This window comes from Streptococcus sp. E24BD, assembly GCF_041807825.1.
Taxonomy (GTDB): domain Bacteria; phylum Bacillota; class Bacilli; order Lactobacillales; family Streptococcaceae; genus Streptococcus; species Streptococcus entericus.
The window spans coordinates 1-844 of record NZ_JBGTZB010000076.1 but is presented as its reverse complement, the minus strand read 5'-3'; the positions used below and the strand labels follow the sequence as shown (position 1 = coordinate 844).

Genomic DNA, 844 nt, shown 5'->3' with positions numbered 1-844 from the left:
CCACTGGTGGAACCATCATCGCATTCACGGTAGTCTCGATTACCAAACACCTATGGTTAAGCGAGTTATCGCTTAACAAAAACACTTTATAAAAATTGTACAGAAAAGGGGTGCCTTTTCAAACTTCAAAACTCGCATTTTCATTGCGCTAAACATAAAACGAGAGAAGACTAAACTTGTCCTCTCTCGGTGTTAAATTGGTCAACCCACTACAGTTGACAATGAGCCAAAAAGGAAAGGTTTTACCCATAACAGTAGGAACTTTCCTTTTTCTGTAAAAATACCAATGCCAGTACCTCACTTGTGCTAGCTCTGCTATTTTATGGTAAAATAATGAAAACGGATAAAGGAGACCACGCATGATCTATGAATTGAGCCTAGAGTACGGGAGTTTTCCTGTCAAAGTTGTTGATGCCTTTACAACGGAGCGCAAAGAAGCCCCTAGCTTTTTACAAGGCAACACTGAACTTCTTGAGAAATTAGAACAAATGAACGCCCTGTTTCACGAACTCTTTTTAACCATCGAGTGCACCTTCCACTATGTGGGGAGCAATTTCCCAGACAAAATCGCAACACTTCGACAAATGTATAATGATATCGCGACTGAACTCACACAAACATACCCTGAACAAGATATTCAGATTGAGTATTTTATCTTATGATAAATTGTAAAATATAGTGCAACAAAAAAACTCATGGCGTTTCTGTCGTGTAAACTATACGTAACCACACTACCAGAACACGAGGAAACCTATGAGCTACTCCCATGAACCATAAAAGAGCGAATAAAGATAGAGACTTATTTAGAATTAGGGTTGAAACCTCATCAAATTGCTAGTAAACT

Annotated in this window: 1 protein-coding gene and 1 pseudogene; both read left to right on the top strand. The window is 38.6% G+C overall.

The window, feature by feature from the left end:
- The first annotated feature begins 359 nt into the window (after positions 1 to 359).
- A complete protein-coding gene (locus ACERC5_RS10120) occupies positions 360 to 662 on the top strand; it encodes a hypothetical protein (RefSeq protein WP_373659703.1) in 303 nt (100 codons plus the stop codon).
- 91 nt (positions 663 to 753) lie between these two features.
- A pseudogene (locus ACERC5_RS10115) lies at positions 754 to 844 on the top strand (IS30 family transposase); the annotation flags it as partial.

Bases quoted from the DNA above. Each gene is read 5' to 3' on its own strand.
- ACERC5_RS10120 (WP_373659703.1), top strand. From the start codon at position 360: ATGATCTATGAATTGAGCCTAGAGTACGGGAGTTTTCCTGTCAAAGTT.